The organism is Sphingomonas echinoides, from assembly GCF_029623395.1.
GTDB classification, from domain to species: domain Bacteria; phylum Pseudomonadota; class Alphaproteobacteria; order Sphingomonadales; family Sphingomonadaceae; genus Sphingomonas; species Sphingomonas echinoides_A.
Map to the genome: position 1 here is coordinate 122,250 of NZ_JAPYKK010000008.1, position 22,182 is coordinate 144,431.

Annotated in this window: 19 protein-coding genes; 9 read left to right on the top strand and 10 right to left on the bottom strand. The window is 67.5% G+C overall.

What is annotated here, in order from left to right:
* Positions 1–98: 98 nt before the first annotated feature.
* On the top strand, positions 99–458 hold the full coding sequence (locus tag QBJ92_RS07260; RefSeq protein WP_277969014.1) for a flagellar biosynthesis regulator FlaF: 360 nt from the start codon (positions 99–101) through the stop codon (positions 456–458).
* A 15-nt stretch (positions 459–473) separates the two neighbouring features.
* Here QBJ92_RS07260 and QBJ92_RS07265 read toward each other — a convergent pair whose 3' ends face one another.
* From QBJ92_RS07265 to QBJ92_RS07305, 9 genes are all read right to left on the bottom strand, one after another.
* Positions 474–1,091, bottom strand: coding sequence for a response regulator transcription factor (locus QBJ92_RS07265; protein WP_277969015.1), 618 nt, complete (start codon positions 1,089–1,091; stop codon positions 474–476).
* A complete protein-coding gene (locus QBJ92_RS07270) occupies positions 1,088–3,766 on the bottom strand; it encodes a PAS domain-containing sensor histidine kinase (RefSeq protein WP_277969016.1) in 2,679 nt (892 codons plus the stop codon). The genes QBJ92_RS07265 and QBJ92_RS07270 overlap by 4 nt, the downstream gene beginning before the upstream one ends.
* Before the next feature lie 146 nt (positions 3,767–3,912).
* Positions 3,913–5,028 (bottom strand): helix-turn-helix domain-containing protein, encoded by a 1,116-nt coding sequence (locus QBJ92_RS07275; RefSeq protein ID WP_277969017.1) that lies wholly within the window; start codon positions 5,026–5,028, stop codon positions 3,913–3,915.
* 114 nt (positions 5,029–5,142) lie between these two features.
* The gene (locus tag QBJ92_RS07280) at positions 5,143–5,661 is read right to left on the bottom strand and encodes a hypothetical protein (protein ID WP_277969018.1); all 519 of its coding nucleotides are present in this window, start codon (positions 5,659–5,661) and stop codon (positions 5,143–5,145) included.
* Between the two features lie 11 nt (positions 5,662–5,672).
* Complete coding sequence (locus QBJ92_RS07285; RefSeq protein WP_277969019.1) at positions 5,673–6,740, bottom strand: sigma-70 family RNA polymerase sigma factor; 1,068 nt, start codon at positions 6,738–6,740, stop codon at positions 5,673–5,675.
* A 213-nt stretch (positions 6,741–6,953) separates the two neighbouring features.
* On the bottom strand, positions 6,954–7,916 hold the full coding sequence (locus QBJ92_RS07290; RefSeq protein ID WP_277969020.1) for a peptidoglycan-binding protein: 963 nt from the start codon (positions 7,914–7,916) through the stop codon (positions 6,954–6,956).
* Positions 7,913–8,347 carry a hypothetical protein gene (locus QBJ92_RS07295; protein WP_277969021.1) on the bottom strand — a complete coding sequence of 145 codons (435 nt, stop codon included), beginning with the start codon at positions 8,345–8,347 and terminating at the stop codon, positions 7,913–7,915. Before QBJ92_RS07295 ends, QBJ92_RS07290 begins: the two co-directional genes overlap by 4 nt.
* The gene (fliI, locus tag QBJ92_RS07300; protein WP_277969022.1) at positions 8,331–9,668 is read right to left on the bottom strand and encodes a flagellar protein export ATPase FliI; all 1,338 of its coding nucleotides are present in this window, start codon (positions 9,666–9,668) and stop codon (positions 8,331–8,333) included. The genes QBJ92_RS07295 and fliI overlap by 17 nt, the downstream gene beginning before the upstream one ends.
* Positions 9,669–9,671: 3 nt before the next feature.
* Entirely contained in the window at positions 9,672–10,073 is a 402-nt protein-coding gene (locus QBJ92_RS07305) for a flagellar biosynthesis repressor FlbT (protein ID WP_277969023.1), read from the bottom strand.
* 198 nt (positions 10,074–10,271) lie between these two features.
* On the opposite strand from QBJ92_RS07305, the gene QBJ92_RS07310 reads away from it, so the two are divergent.
* The 4 genes from QBJ92_RS07310 to QBJ92_RS07325 all read left to right on the top strand — a co-directional run bounded on the left by QBJ92_RS07310 (position 10,272) and on the right by QBJ92_RS07325 (position 16,821).
* The gene (locus tag QBJ92_RS07310) at positions 10,272–11,576 is read left to right on the top strand and encodes a flagellar hook protein FlgE (protein WP_277969024.1); all 1,305 of its coding nucleotides are present in this window, start codon (positions 10,272–10,274) and stop codon (positions 11,574–11,576) included.
* 189 nt (positions 11,577–11,765) lie between these two features.
* Positions 11,766–13,868, top strand: coding sequence for a FlgK family flagellar hook-associated protein (locus tag QBJ92_RS07315; protein ID WP_277969025.1), 2,103 nt, complete (start codon positions 11,766–11,768; stop codon positions 13,866–13,868).
* 11 nt (positions 13,869–13,879) lie between these two features.
* Positions 13,880–14,782 (top strand): flagellin, encoded by a 903-nt coding sequence (locus QBJ92_RS07320; protein ID WP_277969026.1) that lies wholly within the window; start codon positions 13,880–13,882, stop codon positions 14,780–14,782.
* Between the two features lie 110 nt (positions 14,783–14,892).
* Positions 14,893–16,821 carry a methyl-accepting chemotaxis protein gene (locus tag QBJ92_RS07325; RefSeq protein WP_277969027.1) on the top strand — a complete coding sequence of 643 codons (1,929 nt, stop codon included), beginning with the start codon at positions 14,893–14,895 and terminating at the stop codon, positions 16,819–16,821.
* A 66-nt stretch (positions 16,822–16,887) separates the two neighbouring features.
* Here QBJ92_RS07325 and QBJ92_RS07330 read toward each other — a convergent pair whose 3' ends face one another.
* Positions 16,888–17,889 (bottom strand): fumarylacetoacetate hydrolase family protein, encoded by a 1,002-nt coding sequence (locus QBJ92_RS07330; RefSeq protein WP_277969028.1) that lies wholly within the window; start codon positions 17,887–17,889, stop codon positions 16,888–16,890.
* A 137-nt stretch (positions 17,890–18,026) separates the two neighbouring features.
* On the opposite strand from QBJ92_RS07330, the gene QBJ92_RS07335 reads away from it, so the two are divergent.
* The 4 genes from QBJ92_RS07335 to QBJ92_RS07350 all read left to right on the top strand — a co-directional run.
* Entirely contained in the window at positions 18,027–19,181 is a 1,155-nt protein-coding gene (locus tag QBJ92_RS07335; protein ID WP_277969029.1) for an acyl-CoA dehydrogenase family protein, read from the top strand.
* Positions 19,182–19,250: 69 nt separating this feature from the next.
* Positions 19,251–20,450, top strand: coding sequence for a bifunctional alpha/beta hydrolase/OsmC family protein (locus tag QBJ92_RS07340; RefSeq protein ID WP_277969030.1), 1,200 nt, complete (start codon positions 19,251–19,253; stop codon positions 20,448–20,450).
* A gap of 59 nt (positions 20,451–20,509) precedes the next feature.
* Positions 20,510–21,688, top strand: coding sequence for an NAD(P)/FAD-dependent oxidoreductase (locus tag QBJ92_RS07345; protein WP_277969031.1), 1,179 nt, complete (start codon positions 20,510–20,512; stop codon positions 21,686–21,688).
* 152 nt (positions 21,689–21,840) lie between these two features.
* Positions 21,841–22,182, top strand: a 342-nt coding sequence (locus tag QBJ92_RS07350; RefSeq protein WP_277969032.1) for an endonuclease domain-containing protein, incomplete at its 3' end; no start/stop codon positions are given.

The window sequence follows — 22,182 nt, forward strand, 5'->3', positions numbered from 1 at the left end:
GTTGCGGGCGAGGCGTTTTCGCAGCGATGCCGCCGATGCGACCGGGCAAGCCCGCTTCCGCCTAGAATAGAGGACAAAATCCAGCTGCAGGAGCGTTCATGTCGGTCGAAGCCTATCGTCGCGCGCGTACGATTGTCGAAAGTCCCCGCGCCACGGAGCGCCGCCTGATCGGGCAGATGGTGGGGGACATGATCGCGGCGCGCGAACAGGGTCTGGCCGGGGCGCGGCTGATGCCGGTGCTCCACCGTAACCGCGAGATGTGGAACACCTTCGCCGCCGCGTGCGGTGCGCCGGGCAACGCGCTCCCCGACAGCTTGCGCGCGGGGATCATCTCGATCGGGCTGTGGGTCGACCGCTTTACCAGCGACGTCGTCGCGGGGCGCGAGCCAATCGACCCGCTGATCGGCGTCAACCGCGCGATCCTCGACGGCCTCGCCGCGGAAGCGCTCGCTGCCTGAGCGTGCGTCCAGGGGTCAGGCGGGCGTCACCAGTCCCGCCGCGAACGCCAGGCGCAACGCCTCGGACAGGCTGCCGACGTCGAGCTTCTCCATCATGTTGGCGCGGTAGATCTCGACCGTGCGCGGCGACAGATCGAGATCGTGCGCGATCACCTTGTTCGCGCGGCCCTCGATCAACCCGAGCAACACCTCGCGTTCGCGCGGGGACAACGTCGCGACTCGGTTGCGCGCGTCCTCGACCCGGGCGTTGCGGGCGCAATCATCCTCGAACCGGCAGAAGGCCGCGTCGATGACGTCGATCAACTGGTCGGGATCGTACGGTTTCTCGAGGAAATCGAGCGCGCCCGCCTTCATCGCCTGGACCGCGATGGCGACATCGCCCCGCCCCGTGAGCATGATCGTCGCAAACGCGTCGGGTTTCGACTGGAGCGCCCGCAGCACATCGAGTCCGGTCGCGCCGGGCATGTGGAAATCGAGCAGCAAGACGCCGCGATCGCCTGAATCGATCGCGCCGAGAAACGCATCGCCCGACGAATAGCCGCGTACGATCAATCCCGGAATCTGCTGGAGCAACGTCTGGAGCGAAAGCCGCACCGGATCGTCGTCATCCACGACATATACGCTTCGCATCATAGCTGTTCGCCCCCCGGCTCGATGATGACACGCGGGACGGTAAAGCGAAACGCCGCTCCTCCCACGGCCAGATTTTCAGCATGCAGGCTGCCGCCGTGCGCCTCGACGATGCGACGACAGATCGACAGGCCGATGCCCATGCCCGCTTCCCCCTTGGTCGACGTGAACGGCATGTAGAGTTGCGACAGGACTGCCTCGTCAATCCCCGGGCCGCTGTCCGAAACCGCGATTTCGATCCATTCGGCATCCAGTGCGCGCGTCGCTACCCTGATCCGTCGCTCGTCCTTTGGCATGGTGTACAACGCATCGAGGCTGTTGCGCAGCAGATTTACCAGGATCTGTTGAATCTGGATGCGATCGGCGAGCATATACGTCGCTTCCGGTGCAAGATCGTAGGAAATCGTCACGTCGAGCCGGTCGTAGCCGACCAGCACCAGCGCGCTCGCCTCGCGGATCGTGGGCTCGACCGGCTCGACCCGCGAGTCGGTTTCGTGCCGCGCGGCGAAGTCGCGCATCCGGCGGATGATTTCACCCGCGCGCAGCGATTGTTCGCCCGCTGCGGTAATCTGTTCGAGCAGGATCGACGCGTCGTCCCGGCGCTGGGCGATCCCGCGACGGGCAGCCGCGAGGTAATTGGCGATCGCAGTCAGCGGCTGATTGATTTCGTGCGCGAGGCCGGCCGCGAGTTCGCCCATCGCGTTCAGCCGCCCGGCATGGCTCAGCTCGCTGCGCAGCGCATTGAGCCGCTCTTCGGTTTCGAGCCGTTCGGAGATGTCGCGAACGAACCCGGTGAACACCCGCACGTCCGCGTAGCGGGCTTCCCCGACGCGCAATTCGATCGGCACTTCCTGCCCGTCCGCGCGCCGGGCGGTGAGGAAGCGCGTCCGGTCTAGGACTCGCTTTACGCCGGTTTCGAGGTAGCGAACGAGATAGCCGTCGTGCTGCGCGCCGTGATGGTCGGGCATCAGCATCGCGACGTTCGCGCCGACCACTTGCCGCGCGGCATAGCCGAACAACCGCTCGGCGGCAGGGCTGAAGGTCAGGATGACGCCCTTCTCGTCGATCACGATCATCGCGTCGGGAACCGTTTCGAGCACGGAGCGCAATTGCGCCTCGCGTGCGGCGAGCTGCGTTTCGTTGGCGACGCGGTCGGTGACGTCGATATTGACGCCGATCGCGCGTTCCGGGCGGCCCGCCTCGTCGTAGAAACACCGCGACGATCCCTCGATCACGCGGACTTCGCCGTCCGGGCGTCGCATGCGATAGGTGAAGGAGAACCGATCCGCTTTCGCCCAGATCGCCGCCGCCATGCGCCGCTCGATGGTCACGCGGTCTTCGGGAAAGACGTCCGTCGCCCAACTCGCATAGTCCCGAATCGTGCCGGCGGGGATCCCCAGCAGCGTCTCGGTATTCCCGACCCAATGGATCGCGTTGCTGTGCGCGTCCCATTCGAACACCCCGATCGAATGGGCCTGCGCCGCGAGCAACAAGCGCGTCTCGCTGTCGCCCAGCGCGCGTTCGGCGGCGGCGCGTGCGGTGATGTCGCTCATCGACAGGACCGTCCGCGCGGCGTTGCCTTCAACGTTGCGCGCTTGTTCGAGCACGCGGACTTCGTGACCGTCGCGGTGGCGTTCGATCAATTCGACCCCGCCGCTTTTCGGATGCGTCCCGAAGGCGGGGGGCGGCATACCCTCCGGCGTGTGGGCGTGGAGTAGCGCGTGCTTGTTCTGGCCGACCGCCAGCGCAGCGGGCCAGCCGTACAGCTCCTCGCATCCGCGCGACCAGTGAACGATCGTCCCGCCACGATCGACCATCACGATCGGACCGCCGTCCAGCGCGCGCGCAAATTCGCGCGTTGCGATGCGTTCGGTGACGAGCCCGGTCACCAGCCACCAGATGACCGAGCCGAGGATGATCGTCTCCAGCGGAACGACCGCCATCAACTGGATCAGGTCGGGCGGCAGCGGCAGGATCATCCCTTGCACCACGACGATCAGCGCGGGCGTAACGAAAATGAACGGCAGCACGTAATGGAGATTGCGCCAACCGCTCCGTTCCTGCTGCGCCAACGCGACGAGCGCACCGTCGCACGCCTCCACCAGGATGGCGGCTGCCAGAACCAGCGCGGTGATCGCAACCGGCAGCGCGACGGCGAGGCCGGTCGTGGGCTGTACCGCCCCTGGGGTCGCTTGCACTCCGGCGGTGTCGAGCGTCACGCTCGTCGCCAGCATGGCGATACTCGCCGCCAGCGCGGCGGTAAGCGCGGCGACCCGCATCAGGTCGAGCCGCCGCAACCGCAGCAACGCAACGCTCATCACCAGCAGGACGAGGATCGCCGGCGTAATCCCGCTGTGCACCCCCTCGGTCGAAACGAAGGGGTGGTCGAACACGCACAACGCCGCGATCAGCGTGGCTGCCAGCAACAACGTCGCGATCAGCCACCCAGGCGCGGGTCGCAGGGTCGCGGTAAAGGCGAGGCAAACGAGCAGCAGGCCAGCGACGTCCTCGGGATGCGCCGGCAAGGCGACGAAGCCATAATCGAGCAAGCGCGGAAGATCGAGCGACCAACCGAGCAGACCAACCGTCGTACTGACACCGCAAACCAACAGGCTTGCGATGACGCTGGAACGCCGAACGGTGTTTGTTGCAGGACGCGCAACCGCAGAGTTGGGCACTGTCCTCCCGTTCGGCCAAGCATTAGGTAAATACCACAATAAGCGACGACTACCGATGAAAGGCAATAGTCGTTGAAGGGGCGATGCCAGACAGCGGTTGACGAACCGTTACAGGTGCATAGCCGCACTCCGACGATCCCGTCCGTTCAGGAGAAATGGGCACTCACGATTGCGCCGAGATGTTCGCTGGGACGGTCCTGAAGCGCGATTTCGATCGCGGGTGCCGTACTGTATCCAAACATGCGACCGTCACGGTCCACCGTGACTGCCACGATCCGATACGTTGCCAGCGTCGCGGCGGGATCGGCATCGGGGGTATACGACACCGCCGCCACGTCGCCTTCGCGCACGACCGCAAGCCCACCCGCGGTCGGATAGCGATCGGGATCAACCACCACGATCGCATTTCCCGGCAACCCGCCTCCTAACGTCGGACGGCCGAGCCGCAGGCCGAACGCCCGTGGCCCCGAAGCGCTGGTGTCCGCGATCGTGATTCCGGTCGGCGCGCGCGCGACGAGCCCGTCCCCGAACGGCGCGCCGAACACCGACAGCCGCCGCGCGACCGCTGCACCGACGACCATAGGATTGGCGCCATCCGCACCGAGGCCGACGATTTCGGCGCGGAGCGCCAGCGTCCGCTCGCGCATTCGCTGGGTTCGCACGGTCGGATTCTGCATCGTCGCGACCGTCGCGTGCAGTGACCCGTCGGCGGACAGGCGATCCAGCCGTGCGCGCAGGCTTGCTTCGTCGGTGACGTCGAGCAGCGCAAAGATCGCCGCCCGGGTCGCCGCGTTCCAGCGTGCGAACGGCCGCTGCGCGTTCTCAATGCGCGACAAGGTGACCGGGGCGATCCCGTACTGCCGCTCGATCGCGGCGATCGTCAGCGATCGGTCCGCCTGCCGTCGCAGCCGGATCGCCGCAGCCAGCGACAGCGCGAAGACTTCCTCCGGAAGATCGGGCGCGCGCCGATCGGCAAAGGGCGCAGCCCAGCGTTCGATCGAGAAATGCGCCGCCTCCACATCCAGCAGCAAGTCCTCCGGTCGTGTCCCCAGCGCATCCGCGATCTTGGCAAGTTCGTGCGCGCGGGGGACGACTTCGCCGCGCTCGATCTTCGACAGGCGGATATATGGAATCTCGGCGACGCGACCCGCGAAGGGCAACAGTCGCGCAAAGCCCGCGCGCTGTCGCGCTTCGCGCACGCGGTTGGGGAACACCACCGTGCGTAATGGGTCTACCGACAGGGTCGGTTTTACGGACGGCATCTTTTCAGCTTCCGTCAATCGGGTGAACCTTCAACAGCGAGTTTGCCGCGCGGGCATACCCAATCCGGACCATAGGACTTCGGGGGAAGACGGTAAATCCTCCATTCCTCCGGTTTAGTGGGGCGCCCGCAGTGCCGGGCGCGGTGCCTGGAGGAGCGCGAGACCACCGTCCGGCGCGAAGCGTTTCAATGCGATCAACCCGCGCGGATCGGCAAGCCGCCGCGCGATCCAGCCGGACCGCGCGGGACACGGATCTTCGGGTGCGATCGCGACTCCCGTTCCGTCGCTCAGCATGCCAATCCGCGCGGGCCGGATCGGTTCGGGCCAGCGCACCGACAGAAGCTCGCTCAGGACCGTCGCGGCGCGGAGGATATGCCGATCGTGGCGGCGTGCCGGATCGAGCCGGATATCTCGTTCGCGTACGCTCCGATCCCAGCACCGCAGTCGCATCGACCCCGTCGCAGGGTCGCGGAAGGTTGCGATCAGCACCGGATCCGCTTCTGGATTGATCGTCTGGAACAGCGGCTGGATCGCGAGACAGAAGTTGGCCGCGACCCGGTCGAGCATCGCATCGCTCTGCGGCAGGGAGACATATGCCGACGTGGGCCAGGGATCGCGCACCTCACGACGCACGACGCGCTCCATCACTGCAACCGGTTGCTGGAGGCAACGGCGATGCCGTGCCGTGGAAATTCACCGCGCATCGCCTCCAGCGTGCGCTCGATCGGGTCGCTACCCTCGATCGCGTCGACCGCTGCGGGATCGAGCACGATGACGCGAGCCAGCGCGTTGTGCGGCGCGCGTGCGTCCGGCAGGATCGACGTTTCGGCGGCGCCATGGTCGGTCTTGCGGCGGCGCGGCTGCGGCTTGCGGCGATCCGCGAACCCGGCGAAGCGGGGGTCGGTCGTGGCGATCTCGGCGACCACCCGTGCGGCGCGCTTGGCGACTTGGCGCATCCGTTCGCGCTCGATCGGGCATGTCTCGGCGTCGTCTGCGGAGGCCGGATCGTCGTTCAGGCGCCGTTCGACCATTGCGCGCTGGTTGGCAATTCGCGTCTCCAGCTCCGCCAGGTCGGCGGGATCGGGGGTCGACGGCTTGGCCCGGAACCGCGGCAACGACGGCGTGTCGGCATGGACCGAGCGCACCGAGCGCGCCTTGCGCTTGAGTTGCTCGACCCCGACCTCGCGCAGCTGTGCGACATAGGCATCGATCAGCGCGGTCCGCAGCTCGTCCGCCATCATGCCCTCGACCCCCGCCTCGGTCCGGCCCAGCGCGCCCTCGTCCTCGATCATCGCCTCGAGCGAGGTCGGCTCGCCATCCGGACCGATCGTCGCGGCATGGAGCGATACGGTGGTCGCCTCGACGCGCCGGGCAGACTGGCGCTGGTCGGTCATCAGGCGAAACCGCAGGCTCTGCAATTCCCCGCGGAGCTGCCAGTTGACGAAGGTCGTGAACTGCGCACGGGTCGGGTCATAGGCTTCGATCGCGCGGTGCACGCCAATCGCGCAGCACTGTTCGGCATCGTCCCAATGATTGCTCAGTCCATATTGGCGGATGAAATGCCGGATGCGCGGCGCGATGATCTTGAGCACCGCCGCAAACGCACGGTCGGCGAAGATCCGCTGGCGCATCGTCGGCGCGGCGCCGTCGACAGGGCGGTTGGCAATGACCTCGGCGACGGCGTGTTCGAGCGCGATGGTGGTTCTGGACATGGGGCTCCCCAGGGGCATTCGGGAGCGGCACCGTTGCTGTTCCCGTTGCCCCGACCATGCCGTCGGGCGTTAAACGGGGTCATAAGTGCGACATACGTAGTTTCCCGGTTCACCGTCCGGGATTTTTTCACAAGTGACGGAAAACGTGGGCTTTCGTTGGTAACCGCTTGGTTAACCATCCGATAGGATGACCCCCGCTTTATGAATTTGCGACTAGCCAAAACGCAGCGGCTGGACGTTCCGCCCGACATAGGCCGTCAGCCAGGCGCGATGCGCGGCGCTGGCGTCACCGGTCGCGGCGATCGCGCGGCTGGCGCCGCCGCTGCCGATCTGCGCGGTGAGCAGGGTGCGCGCCCGCGCCTCGCCGAGATCGCCCTTGAGGAAGCGGACGACGTCGCCGGGGCCGAGATGATGGCCGAGATAGGCCGACTTCGCGATCGACGCGGGATCGCTTCCGACCGTCACGCCCGCGCGGCGGATCGTGTCGAGGTTGCTGCGCGCATAATCCGCGATCGTCTGGATCGCCGCGGTCGAATCGTAGCGCATCGCCAGCACCGCCGCGCGTGATTCCGGACGAATCCGGCCACGCTCGTCAATCCAGCCGCGCTGCTGTGCCACGGCGTTGAGCCACGTCCCCGGCTTCTGCGCGATCGATTGCCACGTCCCGCCGAGAAATTGTCCGAGGCCCGCCGCACTGGACCGCGGATTGCGCGAATAGCAATTCCACCGGCCGCCCGAATCCTTCGCCGCCTCCGCCTGGACGATCGCGGCGAGCGCGGTATCGGGAATGCCCGACCGCATTGCCGCCGCGCGCAGGGTTTCGGCATGCATCGCGTTCGGCCCGAGATTACGCATCGCGCCGTCGCCGCCCCCCGGCGGGCAGGATGCGGGCTCGATCATGGCCGGATCGCCGGGAATTGCATCAGCCGTGCGCCCACGGCGCGCATCGAACAGCGCGAGCAGATTGGCGAGGTCGACCCGGTCGGCATAGCGCGCCGCGGGTTCGCCGGCGCCAGGCGCCGCCGGATCGGGCGCGCCGTCGGTCATGGCGGCGTGCGTGTCCGTGCCGAGCGCGGCTTGCCACAAGCGGTTGGTGAGGGCGCCGTGCGCCGCCGCCTCGATCAGATTGGCGCGTTGCGTCGGCGTCAGCCGCGCCGCTTCGATTGCGGGCGTCATGGTTGGCGGGTCTGCTGCAGGCGGCGCATCCGCGCGAAGCGGGCGGCGGCGATATCGTCGACCAGCGCCTGCTGCTGCCGGTCGTCCGCGCGTTGCGCATCCTGACGGAACTGTTCGGCGGCGGAGTCGACCGCGCGCATCGCGGCATAGTGCCGCGCGGCGCGGTGTCGCAGCAAGTCGAGCTCGATCTCCGCGCTTTCGGCGTCGGCGGCATGCGCATCGCGGTCGCTGCGCGCGCGCAACAGATACCCGTCCGCGAGCAGACCGCAGTCGCCCGCCGCAAGCCGCATCTCCGCCGAAATCTTTTCGACCAGCGCATGGTGCAGCGTCCGGGCCTGCTCGAGGCGGGAGGCCGATGCCGAGATCACCTGCGTCAGCGCATCCATCTCGCGGTCGAGCGCGCGCAGCGCCGCGTCATAGGGTGTCTGCATGGCTTTCCTCCATCAACGCGGCCATCGCCGCGAAGGCGTCCCGCGAGTCGCCGCGGTCCTGCCGGGTCTGCGTCAGCAGCGCCTCGATCTGCGGCGCGATCCGGATTGCGCGGTCGACTTCGGCATTGGCGCCGTGCGTATAAGCGCCCAACCGCACGATCTCCTCCATGTCGCCATGCGTCGCGAGCACTGCGCGCGCGGCGAGGCGAATGCGGTTCTCGTCTTCGGACAGACAGTGCGGCAGCGTGCGCGAGACCGATTTGAGCAAGTCGATCGCGGGATAGCGCCCGCGCTCGGCGATCCGCCGGGTGATGACGACATGACCATCGAGAATCCCGCGCACCGCATCCGCGACGGGTTCATTGTGATCGTCGCCGTCGACCAGCACGGTGAACACGCCGGTGATCGTCCCCTGCCCCGGCAGTCCCGGCCCGGCGCGCTCCAGCAAGCGCGGCAATTCGGCGAAGACGGTCGGCGTGTAGCCGCGAGTCGCGGGCGGCTCGCCATTGGCGAGGCCGATCTCGCGTTGCGCCATCGCGAAGCGCGTGACCGAGTCCATCAGGCACAGCACGTTCAGGCCCTGATTACGAAAATGCTCGGCGATCGCGAGCGTGGTCCACGCCGCCTGCCGCCGAATCAGCGCGGGCTCGTCCGAGGTGGCGACCACCACGACGCTGCGCGCAAGCCCGTCCGGGCCAAGATCGTCTTCCACGAACTCCTGCACTTCGCGTCCGCGTTCGCCGATCAATCCGATCACCGCGACGTCGCACGCCGTCCAACGCGCGAGCATCGACAGGAGTACCGACTTCCCGACCCCCGACCCGGCGAACAGCCCAAGCCGCTGCCCGCTACACAGCGGCACGAACAGGTCGAGCGCGCGCACGCCCGTTGCGATCCGCCCGCCGACGCGCGCCCGGCCCGCCGCGGGCGGCGGCGGTGCCTTGATCGGTTGCGGGTCCGCCCCGTTGGGCAGCGCGCCCAGGCCATCGATCGGTCGGCCGAGACCGTCCACCATCCGCCCCAGCCAGCGCGACGACGGGCGCACCGCGAAACTGCCGTCCTCCAGCCACGCGATCGTGCCCGACCGCAACCCGTGCGGGTCGCTGAACGGCAGGCATTGCGCACGCCCCGCGTTGATTCCGGTGACTTCGGCGGCGACCCGGCCGCCATTCGCCTCGATCGCGATCCGCGACCCGATTTCCGCCGCGCCCGCCAGCCCGTCGATTTCGATCAACGCGCCCTGCACCGACACGACGCGACCGAACCGCTGGTCGGGCGATTGCGCGGCGAGCACGCGGGCGGAGGCGGCGAGCGAGCGCATCGGTCAGGCCGCGAGCATCGTCGCGATCGCGCGCGCGGGAACGCCTTCCTGTTCCATCAGCGTCAGGCATTCGCGCAAGGCGTGGACGTAGTTCCCGGAGGCAACCGCATTGGCGAAGCGGACGCAGGCCGCGCGACCAGCGTCGTCGCCCTGCCGTTCCAATACCGTGCGCAGATCGGTAACGATCCGCTGCTGCTGTGTGACGACGTCGGTGCCGACATAGGCCTGGAGGCAGGCATGATACAGGCGCCGCGCAGGGCTGTTGGCCTGTTCTGCGCGCATGATCGCGTCCCCGCGCAGCACCGTTGCGGAATTGTCGACGATCACTTCGGCCGCGACCGGCACGCGCAGCACGGCGCCGTTGACGATCAACGTCTCGCCGTCGTGCAAGGCAAAGCTGCGCATCGCGTGTCCTTCCGTGGTGGGGTCCGGATGTTATAGCCGCACGCTGCGCCCGCCGGGCGCGACGGGCACATTTCGGCCGCCGTCGCCCACCGTGGCTCCGCCTTTCGGTGGAGCCACGCCCGCGCTCCCGTGCCCTGTCTATGATGGTTGCGACACGCCCGGACCCGATCCGGCACCCTGCGACGTGGGAGACCCCGGTTGAGCCTTTATTCCGCCCTTTATGCCGGTGTTTCCGGTCTCAGCGCCGAATCCGCCGCGATGGCCGCGGTCGCGGACAACATCACCAATATCAACACGATCGGCTACAAGGGCACCGACACGCAGTTCAGCACGCTGGTGACGGACGGTCGATCGCGGACGACCTATTCGGCGGGCGGCGTCTCCGCGCGACCGCAGGCGCTGATCTCGAAACAGGGGCTGCTCCAGGCGTCGGGCAACACGACCGACCTCGGCATCGAAGGCGGCGGCTTCTTCGTGACGCGCACGGGGCTCGGCGGCCAGGACGCGGTCGCCTTCACCCGCGCCGGCTCGTTCAAGCCCGACACCGCCGGGTTCCTGCGCAATACTGCGGGATTCTACTTGCAGGGCTGGCGGCTCGACAACAGCGGCGCGTTCAATAATACCGGCAACGTCTCCGCACTCGAACCGGTGCGGCTGAGCGACCTGACCGGCACCGCGATGGCGACCAACAGCATCGACCTGCGCGCCAATCTCCAGTCGAGCGCGGCCGCCGTCGCCGGCCCGATCACGCGCGGCGACATCGCCAACGGCACGCTCCCACCGCAATTCACCCGCGCGATCGACGTGTACGATGCGCAGGGCGGGACGCACCGCGTGACGATGGGCTTCGTCAAGACCGCCGCGAACACGTGGCATGGCGAAATCTACGCCGATCCCGCCGAAGTCTCTGCCGCGGGCGGTGTGCTGGCGAGCGGCGAAATCCGCTTCAATCCCGATGGCAGCATCATCAACGACCCGTCGGTCTATACCTCCGAGATGTTCGGGCCGCTGACGCCCGGCTGGACCAACGGTGCCGCCGCCGACCCGATCACGCTCGCGATCGGCAGCAACGGCAGCCTTAGCGGGTTGACCCAGTTCGGGTCGGAATCCGCGCTCATCACGTCGAGCGTCAACGGCGGGATGCTCGGCAACATCGCTTCGGTCCAGGTGTCGGACACCGGGGTCGTCAGCGCGGTGTTCGAGAACGGGATCGCGCGCAAGGTCTTCCAGCTCCCGGTCGCGACCTTCCCCAATGCCGATGGGCTGACGCGCATGTCGGGCAACGCGTTCCTGATGTCGGACGCGTCGGGCAATTACGCGATCAACAAGCCCGGCGCACTCGGCGCGGGCACGATCCGCGCGAGCACGCTGGAGGCGTCGACGGTCGATCTCGCGCAGGAGTTCAGCAACATGATCCGCTTCCAGCGCGCCTACAGCGCATCGTCCAAGATCATCACCACGGTCGACGACATGTTGCAGGAAGTCAGCAACCTGAAGCGGTGAACACGACGGGGGCTTCGACTTCGCTCAGCCCGAACGGGTTTGGGATGGATCCGAACCCCATCAACACCCCCCGTTCGCCCTGAGCGTCGTCGAAGGGCCCCTAGCAACAGGGACCGCGGCAAGCCGCGGGCGGCGACGGGGACACGCCAGAACCAAAAGCCACCGGCGCGCGACGAAAGGGCAGAAGACATGGCGCTCAGCGATATTCTCGGATCCGCCATGTCGGGGCTCAACGCCGCGCAGGCGGGGTTGCGCGTGGTGTCCACCAACATCGCCAACGTCGGCACCGCCGGATACGCGCGCGAAAAGCTCAATATCTCGACCAACGTCGTCGGCGGGCGCGTCAGCGGCGTGGTCGTCGGCGAGACGACGCGGGTCGCGGACCGTTTCCTCGAAGCCGCAAGCTATCGCCGCGCAGGCGACGTCGGCGCGGCGGAAACCACCGCAGGGTATCTCGACCGGCTCCAGGCGTTGCTCAGCGCACCCGGCGCAGAATCGAGCCTGACCGCGCAACTCGACGCGATCTCCAGCGCGGGGGTCGCGCTCACCGGGTCGCTCGCGGTCGCGCAGAACGCCGATGCATTCGTCGCCAAGACGGCCGATGCGATCGGCTCGCTCCAGCAAGTCGACCGCGACGCCGCCAGCCTGTCCGCCGATGCCGACGCCGAAGTCGGTGACACGGTGTCACGCGTGAATGCGTTGCTGACGCAGATCAGCACGCTCAACGACTCGGTGTCGCGGCTCGACGGGCTCGGGCGCAGTTCGTCCGGCCTGTCGGACCAGCGGATGCTCGCGATCCAGGATCTCAGCGGCCTCATCGGCGTGACGGTCCGCGACCAACCCGATGGCCGCGTCACGATCGATACCGCGAGCGGTGCGCCGTTGCTCGACCAGCGGCTACGGTTGCTGTCCTATCCAAACGGCGGCAACAGCGCGGGGGCGGCACAACCGGCCTATCCCGGGGTCGACATCCGCTTCGCCGATTCCGCCGGGCTGCCCGGCGTGGCGACCGGCGACCGTATCGACAATGCCGCGGTCGGCGGCAAGCTTGGCGCGCTGCTCGATCTGCGCGATCGCGCAATTCCGGGGTTTCGCGACCAGCTGGGCAGCCTGTTCACCGGGCTCAGCCAATCGCTCAACGCGGCGTCCAACGCGGCGACCGCGACGCCCGCGCCGGCGCAACTGGTCGGCACGGCCACCGCGCTGACCGCCACCGACCGGCTCGGTTTCACCGGCAAGGCGACCGTCGCGGTCACCGATACGGCGGGCAAGCTCGTCGTCTCGACCAAGCTCGATTTCGACGCGATGGGACCGCAAGCGACCGTCGGCGACATGGTCGCGGCAATCAACGCCGGGCTTGGCGGCAGCGCCATCGCAAGCTTTGCGAATGGACGGCTGACCCTGTCGGCGAGCGCACCCGGCACCGGGATCGCGATCGGGCAGGACCCCGCCACCCCCGCGCAGCGCGCCGGGATCGGTCTGTCGCAAACGTTCGGCATGAACGACCTGATCCGGTCGGGCGGGCTGAACGTGCCGAGCGGTTTCGCCGCCGGCGACCCGCACGGCTTCGCCGCTGGGGGAACCGTGCAAATGATGCTGCGCGACGGCGCGGGGCGGGTGTTGGCACAGCATACGCTCACCCCCGCCGCGGGGGGCAGTTTCGGCGATCTCGTCGCGGATCTTAACGGCAGCCCGCTCGGCCAACACGGTAGTTTCGCGCTCGATTCCGCGGGCCGGATGCGCTTCTCGGCCAACCCCAGCGTGGCGGGGGCGATGCTGTCCATCCCGAGCGATTCGACCGATCGTGCGGGCACCGGGCGCAGTTTCACGATGATCGCCGGGCTGACCGGCACCGCCAGCGCGCTCGGATCCGGCGAGATCCGCCCCGACATCAAGAGCAACGCGGCGCGCCTGCCGCTCGCCCTGCTCGATACCACGGCGGCGCCCGGCGGGATTGCGCTCGGCAGCATCGATCGCCGGGGGGGTGCAGGTTACGCCGATGCGGCGTCGCGGCCGATCGACCTCGGCATGGCGGGCGTGATGTCGGTTGACCACCGCGCCGCGCAAGTCCTGGGCGGTGCGGGCAGCAATGCCGCACTCGCCAAGGCGCGCCTCACCGAAGCCACCGCGCGACGCGACGATACGGTCAACCGGCGCGACAGCTTCTCCGGCGTCAACATCGACGAGGAACTGTCGCAGATGGTCGTGCTGCAGAACAGCTATTCCGCCGCCGCGCGCGTCATCAGCACGGTCACCGCGATGTACGACACGCTGCTGACGATGGTTCGCTGAAAGGACCCCAGATGACCCGCATCGCCACCATCCCGCAACAGCGCCTCACCGCCAACGCCATCCAGCGCAACCAGGAACGGCTTGCGGTGACGCAGGCGCAGCTCGCCTCCGGGCGGAAGGCCAACGATCTCGCCGCGCTGGGCAGCGCGGCGGTCCGGACGCTGTCGACGCATTCGATGCTTGCGCGCGCCGAAGCGCAATCGGGGGTCGCACGGCAACTCGGCACGACGCTGTCGTTGTACGACACCGCGATCACCGGGATCGACACGCTCGGCACCAGCCTCCAGCAAAGCCTGCTGACCGCGCAGGGCACCGGCGAAACCGCGGGCCTGCAGGACACGATCGAGAGCGCCTTCTCGCAATTCTCGGCGCTGCTCAACGCCGATGAGGGCGGCGTGCCGCTGTTCGGGGGCGGCGAAAGCACGCCCCCGTTCGCACCGTCGAAGCTGGCCGATCTGGCGGCGGATCCCACGACCGATTTCAGCAACGGCACCGTCCGGGCAAGCGCGCGCGTCGCGGACAATCTAGACATGACCTATGGGATCACCGCGAGCGACGTGGGCGGCGGTTTGGCACAGATATTCCGCACGCTGGCCGATGCCGGTCCGTTTACCGGAGCGCTGACCACCGCGCAGCACGCGGCGCTGAAGGCGGCGGGCAGCGCGCTCGACACCGCGATGACCGGCGTGCGCGCGGTCAACGCCGAGAACGGTCATCGGCAGGCCAAGGCCGAGACTCTCGCGACACGGGCGGACGACCGCGCAATCCTGTTCAAGGGGATCATCAGCGCCAACGAGGACGCCGACCTCGGCCAAATCGCAATGGATCTGTCGCAACAGAAGACGATGCTGCAGGCGAGCTACTCGGTCTTCAGCCAACTGAGCGGCCTCAGCCTGGTCGACTATTTGCGCTGACCGCATTTCCCCCGCCGCCAGCACCGGGCGCGGCACGCCGCATCTATAATGTTCGGGATCATTTCGTCGTCTCGGCCCGGCCGGACAGACAGGTACGCAAAGGGGCGTCGATGAACATTTTCTCAAATCTCAAGATCGCCGTGAAGATCGCCACGTTGTTGGTGTCGCTCGGTATCGTCATGCTGGTCGTCGTGTACAATGGCGCAAACCAATTGAGCGCGCTGAGCACGAGCTACGCCAGCCTCACGACCGCAACCCTCCCAAACAATGTCCGGCTCGCGCAGGTTGGCGACGCATCGGGAACCATGGTGTACTCCGGATATAAGGTGATGGCGTATGATGGCGCCAGCGCCGAGGCCCGCGCCGCGGCGACCGCCGTGCGCCAGCAGGGCGATGCCGCCCGCGCACTGCTCCAGAAGATCGGCCAGGCAGACCCGGCGGTGGCACCCAAGATCGCAGCGCTCCAGTCGCGGCTGGCACAGGTCGAGCAGACCGTCGCAAGGTCCACCCGCTACGGCCTCCGCAACCAAAACGACGCCGCCCGCCAGTTGCTGACGGAAGCTGATCGGCTTGATGCGCGGTTCGGCGCGGAACTGGCCGCCGTGATGACCGAGCGCGAGAGCGCGTCGAACGTGCTGACCAAGCGGCTTTCGGACGATGCCGCGGCGACCAAGCGCACCATGATGGCCGTCGGCCTGCTCAGCGTCATCGGCGCGATCGGCATCAGCATTCTGGTCACGCGCCGCACGATCGCCGGTCCGCTCGGCACGATGGAAGCCGGGATGCGAAACCTTGCCGCCGGGGACAATGGGATCGCGGTCAGCGAAGTCGATCGGCAGGACGAAGTCGGCGCAATGGCGCGCGCGCTGGTGATCTTGCGGGACAATGCGCAGGAGCAGGCCCGGGCGGAAGCGGTGAAGAAGCAGGCCGATGCCGACCAGGCGATGGTGATCGACGCGGTCTCCGCGCACCTCGAACTGATGGCGAAGGGCGATCTGACCCGACCGATCGACCGGCATTTCCCCGAGGGCTACGCCGCGCTCAAGACGCATTACAACGCCGCGCTCACCAGCCTGCGCGACCTGATCGGCGCGGTTTCCGAAAGCGCGCGGTCGATCCGCAACGGATCGACCGAAATCGAACAGGCATCGGACGATCTCGCCCGGCGCACCGAATCGAGCGCGGCCTCGCTCGAGGAAACCTCCGCTGCGGTCACGCAGATCAACGAACGGCTCCGCACGGGGGCGGACAAGGCGCACAGCACGGTCCAGCGCGCGGACCAGGCAATCGCCACGGTCGGCACCGGGCGCGATACCGCGGGCGAAGCGGTGCAGGCGATGCACCGCGTATCGGATAGCGCGAAGGGCATCGACAGCGTCATCGAAGGGCTCGACAAGATCGCGTTCCAGACGCGCGTGCTGGCGATGAACGCCGCGGTCGAAGCGGGACGGGCTGGCGAATCCGGACGCGGCTTCGCGGTCGTCGCGGATCTCGTCGGGCAACTCGCGATGCGCTCGGAAGAAGAAGCCAAGCGCGCGCGCGAACAGCTTACCGCGACGCAGAACGACGTCGTCCTCGCGGTCGATGCGGTTCACAAGGTCGATCACGCGCTGGTCGCGATTTCGGACGACGTCGGCGTGGTGCACGAACTGCTCGCGGCGATGTCGATCGACAACAGTGCGCAAGCGTCCGCGATCCAGCAGATCGCGACCGCGATCCAGAGCATGGACGAAGGCACCCAGCAGAATGCCGCGATGGTCGAGGAAGCCTCCGCGGCGGCCCGCACCCTCAACGGCGAAGTCGGCGTCCTGATGCAAAAGGCGGCGGTGTTCACGATCGGCCACCTGCCGGCACCGACCGCCGCCGCCGCCGCCGCCCGGCCCGTTCCCGCCGCAAAGCCGGCCGTGGCCAAGGCACCCGCACCACCGCGCGCAGTCGCCGCGACGCCGACGCCCGCTTATCTCGCGCCGGTCAAGCCCCTGCCCGCCGCCGCCATCCCGGCACTGGTCCGCGACAAGGATGACTGGGACGAGTTTTAAGCGAGATGCTTCCCCGGCGCAGGCCGGGGAACCCTTCTGACGGAGACGGCGCCGGGAGTGGCGGCGTTATCCGACGGTCTGCTCGATCACCCCGAAGATCGGATGGCGTTTGTCGTCCTCCGCCCAGATCCGCACCGTGTCGCCGGCCTTGAGGAACGGCGTCTTGGCCGCGCCTTCGAGGATCGTCTCGACCGTCCGTACCTCGGCCAGGCAGGCATAGCCGACGCCGCCCGCCGCGATCGGCTTGCCCGGGCCGCCGTCCGCGTCACGGTTGGACACGGTGCCCGACCCGACGATCGTTCCCGCGCCCAGCGCGCGCGTCTTGGCGGCATGTGCGATCAAGGTGCCGAAATCGAAGGTCATGTCCTCGCCCGCCGCGACTCGCCCGAACGGCTGGCCGTTGAGGTCGATCATCAGCGTGCGGTGGAGCTTGCCGTCCTGCCACGAGTCGCCGAGCGACTCGGGCGTCACGAACACCGGCGAAAAGGCGCTCGCGGGCTTGGACTGGAAGAAGCCGAACCCCTTGCCGAGTTCCCCCGGGATCAGGTTGCGGAGCGACACGTCATTGGTCAGCCCGACCAGCCGAACCGAGGCAAGCGCCTCTTCTCGCGTCGCGCCCTGCGCGACATCGCCCGTCACGACCACCACTTCACCCTCGAAATCGCAGCCCCAGCTTTCGTCCGCGAGCGGGATTGCGTCGCGCGGGCCGAGGAACCCGTCCGATCCGCCCTGATACATCAAGGGATCATGCCAGAAGCTGTCGGGCATTTCGGCCGAGCGCGCCTGCCGCACCAAGGCGACGTGGTTCACATAGGCAGACCCATCCGCCCATTGATACGCGCGCGGCAGCGGCGATGCGGCGGCATGTTCGTGGAAGCGCCGCATCGGGATCATCTCATGCTCCAGATCGGTGCTGAGATTTTCGAGATCGGGCGCGAGCCGGTCCCAGTCGTCGAGCGCCGCCTGGAGCGTTGGCGCGATGTGGCTGGCGTCGGCATACCAGGCGAGATCGTTCGACACGACGACGAGGGCACCGTCACGGCCGGACTTGAGGCTTGCCAGTTTCATGAACTCTCCTGCGGTTTTCTCGTAGCATACCCCCCTGCCCGTGCGTGTCGAGCGAAGGCTTTCGCGATAGTCGTTGACGTTCGCGTCATCCCCCCGCACATCTCGACAAAACAAGGTTGCAAGAGAGGACTGATCTGATGACGCTCGACTCCGTCGCCGGCCGCTTCGCGTATACCGAGGATCACGAGGCGTTCCGCCAGACGGTGCGGAGCTTCCTGCAGAAGGAAGGCGTCCCCCATGTCAATCAATGGGAGGAAGACCGGCTCGTCCCCAAGGATTTCTGGCGCAAGGCGGGCGAGATCGGGATGCTCTGCCCGACGGTGCCCGAGGCCTATGGCGGGCTCGGGCTCGACTTCGGCTATAATGCGATCGTCGACGAGGAGATGGCGTATAACGGCGTGCCCGCGGGCTTCTCGCTCCAGTCGGACATCGTCTGCGGCTATCTCGAAACCTATGGGTCGGAGGAGCAGAAGGCGCAGTGGCTGCCCAAGCTCGTCTCGGGCGACGTGATCACCGCGATCGCGATGACCGAGCCCGGCACCGGGAGCGACCTCCAGGCGATCCGCACGACCGCGAAGAAGGATGGCAATCATTACGTCATCAACGGCTCCAAGACCTACATCACCAACGGGCAGAACACCGACCTGACGTTGGTCGTCGCCAAGACCGATCCCGATGCCAAGCCCGCGTGGAAGGGCATGTCGATCATCCTGGTCGAAAGCGACCGCGAGGGGTTCAGCAAGGGCCGCAAGCTCGACAAGATCGGGCAGGACGCCGCCGACACCTCCGAGCTGTTCTTCGAGGATGTCCGCGTGCCGATGACCAATTGCCTCGGCGAGGAGGGCAAGGGCTTCATCTATCTGATGAGCCAGCTGCCACAGGAGCGCTTGTCGATCGCGGTGTCGGTCCATGCGTCGGCGCAAAAGGCGTTCGACGAGACGGTCGAATTCACCAAGACGCGCAAGGCCTTCGCGGGAATGGTGTTCGATTTCCAGAACACGCGCTTCGTGCTCGCCGACCTGAAAGCGAAATTGCAGGTCGGCTGGGCGCATCTCGACTGGGCGATCACGCGGCATTTGAAGGGCGAACTGACCAACGAGGAAGGCGCCGCCGCCAAATTGTGGCACACCGACCTGCAATGGGAAGTGATGGACGCCTGCCTCCAGCTTCACGGCGGGGCTGGCTATATGAACGAATATCCGATCGCGCGGGCGTGGCGCGCGGCGCGCGTGACGCGGATCTTTGGGGGGACGAACGAGATCATGAAGGAGCTGATCGGGCGCTCGCTCTAGCGCGCGGCGCTTGCGCGTATCGGTACCGCGTTTCAGGGTCGTGCGCGGCGACCTGAGACGGAGACGGTAATGAAGCGCGATGTAACCTTTCCCAATGCGCAGGGGGACCAGCTGGCCGGCGCGCTCGATCTGCCGCCCGGGCGGATTCGTGCGGTTGCGCTGTTCGCGCATTGCTTCACCTGCACCGCGCAAAGCCATGCCGCGCGCCGCGTCAGCCTCGCGCTCGCCGAACAGGGGATCGCGACCTTGCGGTTCGATTTCACCGGGCTCGGCGCAAGCGAAGGCGCGTTCGCCGATAGCCACTTCAGCGCGAACGTCGACGATCTGGTTGCCGCAGCCGAGTTCCTGTCGGGTGACGTCGGCGCGCCCGCGATCCTGATCGGCCATTCGCTCGGCGGGGCGGCGGTGATCGCCGCAGCGGAGAGGATCGAGTCGGCGCGCGCAGTCGTGACGATCGCCGCGCCATTCGATCCGCGCCATGTGCTCCATCTCATCAAGGGTGCGGACGATCTGGAGGACGAACCGCGCGACGTGTCGATCGGCGGCCGTCCGTTCCGGATCGGGCGCGCGTTCCTCGCCTCGGTCGAGGGGCAGGATCAGGCCGACCGGCTCGCGCGATTGAAGCGCGCGCTGCTGGTGCTGCATTCGGCGACCGACGCGACCGTCTCGGTCGAGAATGCGCGCGCGATCTTCGAGGCGGCGAAGCATCCCAAGAGCTTCGTTGCGCTGGACGGTGCGGACCATCTGCTGACCGATGCCGACCAGGCAAGCTATGTCGCGCAGATCATCGCTGCCTGGGTCCAGCCGTTCCTCGGCGCGGCGATGCCGGTCGACGCGGTGCCCGAGGGGCATGTCCGCGTCAGCTCGACCGAAGCGAAATTCGTCCAGATCGTCGAATCGGCGGGGCACAGCCTGCTTGCGGACGAGCCGGTCGCGAACGGCGGGAGCGATCTCGGGCCGACGCCCTACGATCTGTTGCTAGCCGCGCTGGGGAGTTGCACCGCGATGACGCTGCGGCTGGTCGCGGAGCGTGAGGGCATTCCGCTGGAGGGGGTCGAAGTGACGCTGCACCACGGGCGTCGCCACGCCGACGATTGCGCTGCTGCGGCAGGGAAGTGCGCGCAGATCGAGGTGATCGAGCGGGTGGTGACACTGGAGGGCGATCTCACCCCCGCGCAGCGCGAGCGGATGCTGGAGATCGCGGACAAATGCCCGGTGCACCGCACGCTCACGGGGGATTTGCGAATCGAGACGCAGCTGGCGGACTAGCTGCCGTACGCCACCACGAAACGGTTCTGTTTGTCCCGGCATCGCTCTAAGGCGAGCGGATGACCTCCAATTCCTATGACGCGATCATCCTCGGCGCAGGCGCCGCCGGCCTCATGACCGCTGCCGTCGCGGGCCAGCGCGGTAAACGCGTGCTGCTGATCGACCATGCCGACCAGATCGGAAAGAAGATCCTGATCTCGGGCGGCGGGCGGTGCAATTTCACCAATGTGAACACCGCCGCCGACCGCTACATTTCCGCCAACAAGCATTTCGCCAAGTCCGCGCTCGGCCGCTACACCGCCGCCGACTTCATCGCGCTGGTCGACCGCTACGGGATCGCGTGGCACGAAAAGACGCTCGGGCAATTGTTCTGCGATGGCTCGGCCAAGCAGATCGTCGCGATGCTCCAGGACGAATGCGATGCGGGGGGAGTCGAGATTGCGCTCGGCGGCGCGGTGCGCGATGTCGAGCATGCCGATGGCCAGTATCGCGTCAGCTTCGGCCAGCGCACCGTCACCGCGCCCGCGCTGGTGATCGCGACCGGCGGGCCATCGATCCCGCAAATGGGTGCGACCGGCTTCGCCTATGATCTTGGTCGCCGCTTCGGGATGAAGATCGTCGAGCCGCGCCCTGCATTGGTGCCGTTCACGCTGGGCGGCGAGGAGACGCTGTTCCGCTCGCTCTCCGGGGTCGCCGCAGAGGTGGTCGCCAAGGTCGGCAAGACGCACTTCCGCGAGGCGGCACTGTTCACGCACAAGGGGTTGAGCGGACCGGCGATCCTGCAGGTGTCGTCTTACTGGCGGCACGGCGATCCGGTCGGGATCGATTTCCTGCCTGCGCTCAAACCCGGCTGGCTGGTTGCGGCGAAACATGCACGACCGCGGGTGTCGCTTGCGTCGGCCTTGTCGAATCACTTGCCCGGGCGGCTGGCCGAGACGCTGGCGGACCGGCTCGGCATCGAGGGCGAGATGGGCGCCGCAACCGACAAGGCGGTCGATGCGGCCTCGCGGCAACTCGCCGACTGGCGCTTCACGCCCAACGGGACGGAAGGCTTCGCCAAGGCCGAGGTGACCGCTGGCGGGATTTCGACTGCCGAACTGTCATCGCAGACGATGGAGTCCCGCAAGGTGCCGGGGTTGTATGCGATCGGCGAAGCGGTCGACGTGACCGGATGGTTGGGCGGGTATAACTTCCAATGGGCCTGGGCGAGCGGCTGGGCCGCGGGGATTGCACTTTAAGCAACGGGCACCCGCCGCCTCGGGCCGACCCACCTCCGACCCCTCCCTTCCAGGGAGGGGAGGTGCGCGCGGCGGTTGTCCTGCTCCCCTCCCTGCAAGGGAGGGGCTGGGGGTGGGTTGCTATCCGTATTTCCCACCGCCAGTCTCGCAGAATGCCGCGCGTCCCGCCCCTGATGACAGGGCGCGCCCGCGACTTGCGAACCAACGCCACCGAGGCGGAGCGGCTGATCTGGCTTCGCTTGCGGTCCTACCGCCCGAGATTCACCCGGCAATTGGTAGTAGGCCGCTACATCCTCGATCTCGCCTGTCGCAGCGTTCGACTGGCAGTTGAGTTCGACGGCAGTCAGCATATCGAGTCGGTCCATGACGCCGAACGCACCGAATTCCTCGAAGGTCTCGGCTGGTCGGTCCTTCGCTTCTGGAACTCGGACGTCGTTACGAATCCCGAAGGTGTCGCCGAAGCGATCCTGATCGCGGTTGGCGACCGCCTCGGG

Coding starts and splice junctions, on each gene's coding strand:
- QBJ92_RS07260 (WP_277969014.1), top strand. CDS start 99: ATGTCGGTCGAAGCCTATCGTCGCGCGCGTACGATTGTCGAAAGTCCC.
- QBJ92_RS07265 (WP_277969015.1), bottom strand. CDS start 1,091: ATGATGCGAAGCGTATATGTCGTGGATGACGACGATCCGGTGCGGCTT.
- QBJ92_RS07275 (WP_277969017.1), bottom strand. CDS start 5,028: ATGCCGTCCGTAAAACCGACCCTGTCGGTAGACCCATTACGCACGGTG.
- QBJ92_RS07285 (WP_277969019.1), bottom strand. CDS start 6,740: ATGTCCAGAACCACCATCGCGCTCGAACACGCCGTCGCCGAGGTCATT.
- QBJ92_RS07290 (WP_277969020.1), bottom strand. CDS start 7,916: ATGACGCCCGCAATCGAAGCGGCGCGGCTGACGCCGACGCAACGCGCC.
- QBJ92_RS07295 (WP_277969021.1), bottom strand. CDS start 8,347: ATGCAGACACCCTATGACGCGGCGCTGCGCGCGCTCGACCGCGAGATG.
- fliI (WP_277969022.1), bottom strand. CDS start 9,668: ATGCGCTCGCTCGCCGCCTCCGCCCGCGTGCTCGCCGCGCAATCGCCC.
- QBJ92_RS07305 (WP_277969023.1), bottom strand. CDS start 10,073: ATGCGCAGCTTTGCCTTGCACGACGGCGAGACGTTGATCGTCAACGGC.
- QBJ92_RS07315 (WP_277969025.1), top strand. CDS start 11,766: ATGGCGCTCAGCGATATTCTCGGATCCGCCATGTCGGGGCTCAACGCC.
- QBJ92_RS07320 (WP_277969026.1), top strand. CDS start 13,880: ATGACCCGCATCGCCACCATCCCGCAACAGCGCCTCACCGCCAACGCC.
- QBJ92_RS07325 (WP_277969027.1), top strand. CDS start 14,893: ATGAACATTTTCTCAAATCTCAAGATCGCCGTGAAGATCGCCACGTTG.
- QBJ92_RS07330 (WP_277969028.1), bottom strand. CDS start 17,889: ATGAAACTGGCAAGCCTCAAGTCCGGCCGTGACGGTGCCCTCGTCGTC.
- QBJ92_RS07335 (WP_277969029.1), top strand. CDS start 18,027: ATGACGCTCGACTCCGTCGCCGGCCGCTTCGCGTATACCGAGGATCAC.
- QBJ92_RS07340 (WP_277969030.1), top strand. CDS start 19,251: ATGAAGCGCGATGTAACCTTTCCCAATGCGCAGGGGGACCAGCTGGCC.
- QBJ92_RS07345 (WP_277969031.1), top strand. CDS start 20,510: ATGACCTCCAATTCCTATGACGCGATCATCCTCGGCGCAGGCGCCGCC.